The organism is Nonomuraea sp. NPDC049784, from assembly GCF_040659615.1.
Lineage (GTDB): Bacteria > Actinomycetota > Actinomycetes > Streptosporangiales > Streptosporangiaceae > Nonomuraea.
Window position 1 is genome coordinate 1 of record NZ_JBFAMX010000430.1, and the last position, 8,942, is coordinate 8,942.

11 protein-coding genes are annotated in these 8,942 nt (G+C 69.2%); 6 read left to right on the forward strand and 5 right to left on the reverse strand.

Annotation, left to right across the window (positions count from 1 at the left end; all coding sequences use genetic code 11):
• Together AB0J09_RS46405 and AB0J09_RS46410 are read right to left on the reverse strand one after the other, a co-directional pair.
• On the reverse strand, positions 1 to 2,696 hold a 2,696-nt coding region (locus tag AB0J09_RS46405), incomplete at its 3' end, for a serine/threonine-protein kinase (protein ID WP_360706290.1).
• Positions 2,697 to 2,714: 18 nt separating this feature from the next.
• Positions 2,715 to 3,245: a rhodanese-like domain-containing protein gene (locus tag AB0J09_RS46410; RefSeq protein WP_360706293.1), complete on the reverse strand. Its 531-nt coding sequence runs from the start codon at positions 3,243 to 3,245 to the stop codon at positions 2,715 to 2,717.
• 11 nt (positions 3,246 to 3,256) lie between these two features.
• Between AB0J09_RS46410 and AB0J09_RS46415 the strand changes: the two genes are divergently transcribed.
• Positions 3,257 to 3,385: a hypothetical protein gene (locus AB0J09_RS46415; RefSeq protein ID WP_360706296.1), complete on the forward strand. Its 129-nt coding sequence runs from the start codon at positions 3,257 to 3,259 to the stop codon at positions 3,383 to 3,385.
• 613 nt (positions 3,386 to 3,998) lie between these two features.
• Here the strand turns inward: AB0J09_RS46415 and AB0J09_RS46420 are convergent.
• Entirely contained in the window at positions 3,999 to 4,151 is a 153-nt protein-coding gene (locus AB0J09_RS46420) for a hypothetical protein (protein WP_360706299.1), read from the reverse strand.
• Positions 4,152 to 4,594: 443 nt separating this feature from the next.
• On the opposite strand from AB0J09_RS46420, the gene AB0J09_RS46425 reads away from it, so the two are divergent.
• Entirely contained in the window at positions 4,595 to 4,825 is a 231-nt protein-coding gene (locus tag AB0J09_RS46425; RefSeq protein ID WP_360706302.1) for a hypothetical protein, read from the forward strand.
• Between the two features lie 102 nt (positions 4,826 to 4,927).
• Positions 4,928 to 5,302: a helix-turn-helix transcriptional regulator gene (locus AB0J09_RS46430; protein ID WP_350727265.1), complete on the forward strand. Its 375-nt coding sequence runs from the start codon at positions 4,928 to 4,930 to the stop codon at positions 5,300 to 5,302.
• A 25-nt stretch (positions 5,303 to 5,327) separates the two neighbouring features.
• Here the strand turns inward: AB0J09_RS46430 and AB0J09_RS46435 are convergent, their stop codons facing one another.
• Together AB0J09_RS46435 and AB0J09_RS46440 are read right to left on the reverse strand one after the other, a co-directional pair.
• A complete protein-coding gene (locus AB0J09_RS46435) occupies positions 5,328 to 5,918 on the reverse strand; it encodes an ATP-dependent Clp protease proteolytic subunit (RefSeq protein WP_192787173.1) in 591 nt (196 codons plus the stop codon).
• Positions 5,915 to 6,541, reverse strand: coding sequence for an ATP-dependent Clp protease proteolytic subunit (locus AB0J09_RS46440; RefSeq protein ID WP_350727266.1), 627 nt, complete (start codon positions 6,539 to 6,541; stop codon positions 5,915 to 5,917). The genes AB0J09_RS46435 and AB0J09_RS46440 overlap by 4 nt, the downstream gene beginning before the upstream one ends.
• A gap of 594 nt (positions 6,542 to 7,135) precedes the next feature.
• Between AB0J09_RS46440 and AB0J09_RS46445 the strand changes: the two genes are divergently transcribed.
• From AB0J09_RS46445 to AB0J09_RS46455, 3 genes are all read left to right on the forward strand, one after another.
• Positions 7,136 to 7,393 carry a hypothetical protein gene (locus AB0J09_RS46445; RefSeq protein WP_360706307.1) on the forward strand — a complete coding sequence of 86 codons (258 nt, stop codon included), beginning with the start codon at positions 7,136 to 7,138 and terminating at the stop codon, positions 7,391 to 7,393.
• Positions 7,394 to 7,698: 305 nt separating this feature from the next.
• Complete coding sequence (locus tag AB0J09_RS46450; protein ID WP_360706310.1) at positions 7,699 to 8,835, forward strand: hypothetical protein; 1,137 nt, start codon at positions 7,699 to 7,701, stop codon at positions 8,833 to 8,835.
• The gene (locus tag AB0J09_RS46455; protein WP_360706313.1) at positions 8,811 to 8,936 is read left to right on the forward strand and encodes a hypothetical protein; all 126 of its coding nucleotides are present in this window, start codon (positions 8,811 to 8,813) and stop codon (positions 8,934 to 8,936) included. Before AB0J09_RS46450 ends, AB0J09_RS46455 begins: the two co-directional genes overlap by 25 nt.
• The last annotated feature ends 6 nt before the right edge of the window (positions 8,937 to 8,942 follow it).

Sequence of the window (8,942 nt, forward strand, 5' to 3'; positions counted from 1 at the left end):
GCGGTCGTCCCGTCGTCGTCCGCCCGGCGCTGGAGGATCTCGCCCGGCCCGCCGGGCGTCATCATGTGGATCTCTTCGCGGCCGTCGGGCTCGGCCCCCAGCAGACGTCCCGGGGTCAGCGCGGCCTCCGCCCAGTACGTCCCACCTGAGACCAGCGACAGGTCGGAGAGGTCCACGGTGATGACCCGGTCCACCATGAGGTAGCGCAGGACGCGGCCGTCGAAGGCGACCTGGGGGATGGCGCCCAGGCCCAGGGCCTCACCCGACAGGCCCTCAGGAAGCGTCACCTTGGTGAGGAAATGCCCCTCTCGCATCCACACCTGGATGTCGTCGCGGGTAGCCGTGGCGAGCAGCCGCCCGTCGGCGCTGAAGGTCACCTCGCCCTGGTTCCAGAGGATGCCGCGCTGCCCGATCGTGTCGATGACCGAGCCGTCCGTGACCGAGGTGATCACCAGGCCGTCGTGCACCGCCTGCGCCAGCCCGCGGCCGTCCGGCGTGAGGGCGAGCGGCCATCCGCACAGGTCGCACCGGTCGGCCGCGCGGCGGGTGGCCTGCGTGGCGAGGTCCGGGACGCGCCGCCGGTCGATCCGGGTGGGCGAGACGGAGGCGGAGGAGTAGACGGCCGTCCCCGACGGTGTCATGGGGCCGAGCCTGTCGGCGGTTTTGGCGCGGCGGTTCCGTTCCACGTCCCAGAGGTAGTCGTCGCGGTCGATCCTGACCACCGCGTACCTGTCCACGCTGCCGTACTGCGCGGTGACCGCCAGGTCCACGCCCTGCCCGATCTCCTTGTCGAACCGCCACGTGGCGATCCGCCGGCCCGTTCGCAGGTCCCACACCCCGGCCTGCGTGCCGGTGGCCACCAGCACCCGGTGGCCGGTCGGGGAGAGCGCGGCGCCGGCCGGGCTGTCGTCCCCGAGTCCCAGCCTGGCGATCCCGCCCGCGGACTTGCCCGTGGTCACGTCCCACAGCCGTACCGCGTCGCCGCTCACGCTGGCCATCGTCCGGCCGTCCGCGCTGAGCACGCGAAGGGTGTCGCCCGCCGTCGCCGGGTCCCTGAACATGGCCACCTCGCGCTGCGCCAGCGACGCCGTCAGCGCCGTCCTGGTCCGCGGTGTGCGGTCCAGCCGCCAGGCGGCCAGGCTGAGGTGCATGGCCAGGCGGGGATCGCTCCGCCGGAACGTGTCCGCGACCTGCGCCAGCCGCGCCGCCTCCGCCTGGCCGAGCTGAACGGAGATGCGCGCCGCCCGCTCGTCGGCCAGCCTGCCCTGCTGCACCGCCAGGCCGCCCGCGACCAGCGCGATCGCCAGCAGCCCCGCCAGGCTGAGCGTGACCAGGCGGCTGCGCCTGGACCTGCGCCTGGTCAGCGCGGCGGCGGACTCCAGGAAGTCGCGTTCTGCGGGGGAGAGGGTGATGTTCCTGCGGGCGGTGGCCGCCCACTGGAGGGCGTTCTCCAAGGCCGAGCCCTGGAACAGGTCGCCGTCCCTGCGGCCCGACCGGTCCCAGCGCCGTGCCGCGGTCAGGATCTCCCGGTGCACGGACAGGCCGTCCCGGTTGGCCTCCACCCAGCGGCGGTAGCGCGGCCAGGCGCGCGGCAGCGCAGGACGGGTCAGCCAGACCGACTCGCCGTCCCTGCCCAGCAGGTACCCGAACACCTCCAGAATCCTGGTCACCGACGAGACCTCGGGCAGTGACCTGCCCTCGACCAGCTCGGCCAGCTCCGCCCGGCACGCCGACAGCCCGCCGTTCTCACCCACCGTGACCAGCCTCAGGAACACCTCCGGCACCAGGTCCCGCTCCTCCGGGGCGAGCATCCCGTACGCGTCCTCGGCCAGCGCCCCGAGGCCAGGATCGGCGGCGCCGGTCACTCCGGCCGCCTCCCTGCCGCCCTCTGCGAGCAACTGGCCCAGGTCCGGCCCCCCGCTGACCAGGGCGAGCAGCAGCTCGCGGGCGCTCGGCCGGCGCAGCGGCTCCTTGCTGAGCGCCGCCGCGACCAGCGGGCGCAGCGAGCCAGGCAGCGCCTCCAGGTCCGGGATGGACGACAGCACCCGGTGCATGACGGCGCCCAGGGTCTCGGCCTCGAACGGGTCCTTGCCGGTTGCCGCGTACAACATGATGGCGCCCCACGCGAACACGTCGGCGGGCGTCCCCTGCCGGTCGCCGGTGAACACCTCCGGCGCCATGTACGTCGGCGTGCCCCGGACCAGGCCGGTCGCGGTCAGCGACATCTCGGCCGTCCTGGCGATGCCGAAGTCGATCACGCGCGGGCCGTCCGGGCCGAGCAGCACGTTGTCGGGCTTGAGGTCGCGGTGGATCACCCCGGCGTCGTGGATCGCGGTCAGCGCGGTGGCCACCGCTGTCGCCAGCCGGTGCAGGTCACCGCCAGAGAAACGGCGGCCCTCGGTGACGGCGGCGCGCAGGCTCGGGCCCGCGACGTACTCACTGACGATGTACGGCCTGGCCCCCTCCAGCCGGGCCTCGATGACCCGCGCCGTGCAGAACGACGCCACCCGCTGGGCCGCCGCGGCCTCCTTGGCGAGCTGGCCGGCGGCCTGGTCGCTGTGCAGCACCTTGATCGCGACGCGGGCGCCGTCCTCCGCGTACCCCTCGTAGACCACCCCCTGGCCGCCCGCGCCGAGCCGCCCGGCCAGCCAGTACGTTCCCAGGTACTGAGGGTCCCCCTCGGTCAATATCTCCACGGGGCGTTGGATGTGCGGTCAGCCGGGAAAGTTTGCGTCTTCCGCGTTGTGCGCCAAGGGTTTGTCCCCGCGCCGCCAGGGCAGGAAGCCGCCGTCGAGCGGGCGGGCGTCGTAGCCGTGCTCGCGCAGCAGGCGCACCGCCTCGGGGGAGACCACGCAGTACAGGCCGCCGCAATGGGCCACGATCTCCACGTCCTTCGGCAGCTCGTCCAGCCGGCCGCGCAGCTCCCTCATCGGCACCGAGACCGCCCCCGGCACGTGACCGGCGGCGTAGTCGGCCGCCGAGCGCGCGTCCACGACCACCGTGCCGGGATCCTCCAGCCGGGTGGCCAGTTCCTCGGCCGTCACCCCTTCCAGGCTGCCCAGCCGCTCGCGTACGGCTTCGCGCAGGTCGGCCAGCCGCCCGTCCGCGAACGCCTGGAACTCCCCGAGAAAACGCGAGACCCGCTCGTCGGCCAGCCGGTAGTAGACGCGCGTGCCCTCCCGCCTGCTGCGTGCGGCGGCGATCCCACCGGTCCACCCAGACGCTGGCCGGCATCTGGGCCGCAAGGAAAGCGGCGGTGCGGGCTCCGGCGACTATGCCCGCCAACCCAGGCGAGCCGGTGAGCGCCAGCACCAGCAGCGACATGGCGAGCCTGGTGAGCTCCGACCCCAATTGGGAGACCGCGCTGCCGACCCACAGCAGTTGAAAACGCACGTTCTTGCGCAGCAGGACGATGTCGGTCACGAAGCGTCTTCCTTGGATGCGAGGCGCGGTCACCTGGCCTGAGGCGCACTTTCGGAGGTGAAGGCTGCGCCGGTTCCGGTTTCGGACAGGTCGGGCGGGCCCGGAGAAGATACCTCGCCAACGCCCGAGATCAGCATCCCGCTGAGGGCTACGGGTCGGCGCGTGGATCGATTATTCGAGCTATGCAAGATGGACGACCGTCCCGCCGACCGCGCGTGAACTCGGCCGAAGGCGGCTTGACCACTGCTTGGACGGGTCTGCGATCAAGCCGGGCGTGCCCCGCCCGGCAACGCTTCCAGCAGGCCTTTCTCTTGGATGTCGTGCGGATCTGGCTCGGTCCGATCCAAGGTGGCCGATGCCCGACGGTGCAAACGGTGCATTTCGCCCTCGCTACGCCGCGACGTGGTGTTCACCGAGGAGGATTAGAAACTCTGCCATCAACAGGTACGTGGTGTCACCGCCGGTGATGACGACTACTTTACCTCAGCTGGTTGCGCACTTCCTGGATGAAATCCCACCATTGACAGCCTGCCGGTCCTTCGGGCACCGGCAGGCTGAGAATCAGGCGAAATTGTTCACTGGCGGGTGAGCAGGTCGTGGAGCCGGATCGGTGGCAGACCCGCCAGATAGGCGAGCCAGAGAAACTGGTCGGAGACGTGCTGGGGGTGCAGGCGGCTGCCGTTGGGCTGGGTGACGACGAACGCGGCGTTCGTCCATGCCTCGCCCATGCCAGGCGTTCCTGCCGTTGCTGCTGCCGGTGGGCGCGCAGGACCTGGGCACGTCCGTGCGAGCTCAGGGCCCTGGCCGAGCGGATCGCGGACATGCTGTGCAAACGCCCGGAGCCACGCGCTGTCTTTGGTGAACTGGTCCGGGCCTTCCTCGGCGAGGTGCCGCGCAAGAACTCCTGGCAGATGTCGGGTCACATCGGCTATCCCAAGGCCAACCGGTTCGAGCACCTGCTGGCCGGCGCCAAATGGGACGCCGACGTGTTGGGTGACGAGGTCCGCGGCTACGTGGTGGAGGCGTCGGCTAGGACTTGCACTCGATCAGGGACGACCTCAGGGCGAGTGGCCGAAATACGTGGGGCTCGACGAACCGGCCCCGTCGTGAACGCGCCGTCACGTCGCCGGATGCAGGACTGTGACGAGGGTCTGCCGGGTGTGGGAGGGGCTTGCCGCCTTACACCAGCGGCGGCGTGCTCGGCTGGCCCAGGCAGGCCACGCCCTGTGCGACGGCCACCCGGACCTCACCGCTGCGAACCACCCAGACGACCGGCCCAAGCCCACATCGCCGGCAACCCGACCCGCCTGATCTCGCTGCGCCGAGTACGGTGCGCGCCCTGCTCGTGTGGCTGGTCACCAACGTCACCCGAGCGCTCGCCGCCGCGGTGACCCCGTGGTGAGCGCGCAGGTGCGCCTGAGGCCGAACGGAGGAGGCAGGGACTGGTTCCGCTCTGCGCGAAGCCAGCGGAACTCGACAGCGCTGTCTACCTATGGTGTGGAGTATGGCCTCCTCCATCCCGCAGCCATCTTCCATCTCGCCGCTACGTCCAGCGATCGATCGGACCGCCCTCAAGCCCTCTCCGGCTCGCGAGCCGCTGTGGCGGCAGGTGCTCGGTGAGTGTCTGAGGGGCCTTCGTCAACAGCGGGGCGAGAAGTTGAGTGAGACGGCGGGTCGCGCCGGAGTCTCGCCGCAATATCTCTCCGAGATGGAAAGAGGCGTCAAAGAGCCGTCGAGTGAAATGATCGCCGCGGTCGCCGGCGCGCTGGATGTGACCCTGGTCGATCTGACTCTTGCTGTCGCAGAGAGTTTGCGGTCTGCTCAGCCCAGCGGGTCGAGGGGTGCTGTCTGCTCGGCGGCGTATGCTCTGGCCGCTTAGCGGCTTGCCGGGGTTGTTCGCGGGCCTATGAGTGCTCCTCGATGATCTGATCGAGGAGCCCGTACTCCAAGGCCGCGGTCGCGGTGAACACGCGATCGTGATCGGTGTCGGCGCGTAGGGTCTCGATCGTCTGGCCGGTGTGCCGTGACAGGATGCGCTCGATGTCTGCCCGGACTCGTACAACCTCGTCGGCCTGCAAGATGAGGTCGGGGATCGTTCCGCGCCCCTGAGCGGCTGGTTGGTGCAGGATCACGCGTGCGTGGGGGAGAGCGGCACGTTTTCCCTCGGCACCCGCGGCGAGAAGGACGGCACCGACCGCGACGGCTTGTCCGACGCAGGTTGTCGAAACCCGCGGGCGGATATGGCGCATGGTGTCGTATATCGCGAGCATCGCACTCGGATCACCACCTTCGCAGTTGATATAGAACTGTATTTCGGCATCGGGGTTGTCCGACTCCAGAAAAATCAGCTGCGCGATGAGCGCGTTGGCGACGCCCGCGTCGATCGCGGTGCCCAGATAAACGATTCGCTCGGTGAGCAGATGCGAGTAGACATCCATGATCCGCTCGCCTCGAGGATTCTGCGCGATGACGTTCGGTATCGTATATGTGGTCACTTGCCGACTCCTTCGGTGACGCCGAATCCGGGCCGCGGGCGATTGTGAGGCGCGACTTCGTCGAAGGTCTGCACGATCGCATCTATGAAACCGTAGTCGAGCGCCTCTTGCGCTGTGTACCAACGATCGTGCAGAGAATCCTCGAATATGCGCTCGACGGGCTGGCCCGTGTCCTCGGCGATAAGACCGAGCACCGTGTCACGAGTATGCCGGAGGTCGCCGGCCTGCAGTTCGATGTCGACCGCGGTGCCACCGATTCCCGCCGAGCCCTGGTGCATCAGGACGCGTGCGTGCGGCAGGGCGCGGCGCTTGCCTCGGGTCCCCGACGACAGCAGGAATTGCCCGGCGCTGTAAGCGATGCCCAGCACGAGGGTCGATACGTCACAGGGAATGAGGCGAATGATGTCGCGAATCGCCAGCATCGAGGGGACCGAGCCGCCCGGGGAGTGAATCCACAATGCGATATCGGTCGACGCGTCCTGGGTGGCGAGTGCTATCAGTTGCGTGGCCAGCAGTGTCCCGTTGTCGTCGTCGAGAGGGCCGTCGAGAACGAGAACACGCTGCTCGTAAAGTTCGCGTCTCATCCGCTGGTTGAACAGGGGAAGTTTCGATTCTTCGCTCATGCGTCCATCATGTGAGGCGATTCGCATCGGCGTCGACACGATCCGCCTGCGGCAGATCTGCTCTGAGCAGCGTGACCTCCTGAGCAGGGGCATATGGTCACGCTCCGCAGGGCACTCGGGTCGGCTTCAGGGCGCATCTGGTCAGGAGCCGGTTTCCGGATGGGCACCTGAGCATTCGCTCGGCATGGACAGCGGATCGAGTGTCGCCAGTCACTACTCGGGGCAGAGGATGGCGTCCCCCGTCCTGGAGGCGAGCGGGTCGATGGCGGGATCGCGGTGGGCGCTGGCCAGGGTGAGGGACATGACGAGCTGGACCCGCCCCGTCCCGCGAGCCGAAGGTGGGGGTGGTGAAGCCGGGCGAGCTGCTCTTGACGGCCTTGTACTCACCCTGGCTCTCGCACACCTCGAGGGTGGGTAGCGGGGATCCGTGGGCGGCCGGCTGGCGTTGAGCTCCTTTAGTTCCTCCTTCGTCAGCAATTCGTACGTGTCCAGCGCTCCCGGTGAAAGGCGCTGAGGTCGTCGGCGGTGGAGATCACGCCTCCGGCGGCGTAGCCGTCAGCTCGGCGAATGCCCTCCGTACGTCTCCCCATTCCGGTGAGGAGCCGATGGTCGCGCCCGCTGGTGCAGATACGCGTCGACGGGCCGGGCACGGTGCACCTGTCCAACGGGACGACGGTCGAGGTCGAGAACGACGGGGCACCCGAGCTGGCCGACCTCATCGTGGTCCCCGGCAGCGGGCCCGGCGCCAACACGGGCGTTCCCGCCGAGATCGCCCGCGGCACGCTGCCGAAGGCGCTGGCCTGTACCGCTTCAGAATCCGTCGCGGGGTGCTTGACCTGCGGATCGACCTGAGGTGGCGGCTCGGTCCAGGATCAGTTCCCGTGCCTCTCCGTCTCCTCTATCTGCTCATGGTCCAGGTGTTCGGCTTGCTGATGCTCCTGGGACGTGGTCAAGCGTCCAAAGACATGGAAATCATGGTGCTCCGGCATGAGCTGGCTGTGCTGCGGCGTCAGGTCGTCCGGCCGAAGCCCAACTGGGCCGATCGAGCGGTCCTGGCCGCCCCTCCGACCAGCAGGTATCACAGAACGTGATCGTGGGTAACGACCGCTTGGAACATTGAGTGGCTGAGAGGGATGGCCTTGTTTGACGGTCGCTGGATGCACGGTGTGCTGGTTGCGCTGGTCCCGCTGGGGCTGACCGCGGGCCAGCCCGGCCCGTCCGGGTCTCCGGCGCGGGAGAAACCCCCGGTCGTGCTGTTCCCCGCGTTCCATTTCACCAAGCTCCAGGCGACCGTACGCGACCAGACCACGGCGCCGGGCTGCCCGCGGTCTGGCACCTTCCAGGACTGGTTCCACAACGACCGGCCGAGCAGGTTCAGCCAGGTCTGCCGAGACCGGTTGCTCACTCTGCGCTACCGCGACGATCCGTCGCTGCCGATGCCGGGGCGTTTCGCCGAGCAACCGGGCGTCACCGTCGAGATCATGGAATACGGCACGGACAGCGCACCGTACTACGAGGCTCTCTACCGCAGGCTGGAGACCGCCGGGTATGTCCGCGACCGGGACATCCGGGTCGCCGGGTACGACGCCCGGCTCACCCCCGACATGGGCGGCTTCTTCGAGCGCACCCGCCGGCTCATCGAGGACACCTACCGCGACAACGGCGAGCGGCCGGTGCACCTGGTCGGCCACTCCAACGGGCCGCTGTATGCCCAATACTTGCTCACCCACACCAGCCAGGCGTGGCGAGACCGCTACATCCACGGCTTCACCCCGATCGCGGGCAACATGCCGGGGCAGGGTCTGATGTACTCCGTGATGTTCACCGGGCAGAACATCCAGGACTTCGGCTACCCCACGACCAGGCAGAACGCGCGGAGCAGCGCGCGGATGTACCAGAGCGCCCCCTCGACCTACATGAGCGCGGCCGACCCGGCGGTCTTCGGCGACCGTGAGGTCGTCATTCGCGAGTCCTCGACGGACCGCTCCTACACGCCTCGCGACTACGGCGCCTGTTCGCCGACGCGGGGCTGCCGACGGCCGGGAAGATCGCCGCGTACTACATCGGCTTCGTCCGGTTCGCCGATCCGAGGTCGTTCCCCGACGTGGACGTCTACGGGGAGAAGGGTTCCGGCCTGCCCACGGTCGTCGGGGCCCGGCTGGCGAACCTGTCCACCGGCCAGATCGCCGACCCCGGTGGCTTCCTGCGGCGCGACGGCGATGGTAACCAGGAGGACATCACCAACAACGCCATCCTGGCCTGGCGGGCCATGCGCTGCCATCACTTCAGCCTGACGGACAATCCCGGCGTGGAGCACGGCGCGCTGCCCAACGATCCCGCCCTGCTCGAACGCCTGGTCACCGTCCTGGGCCGACCGCGTACCCGCTGCCGGTAGCCGGCT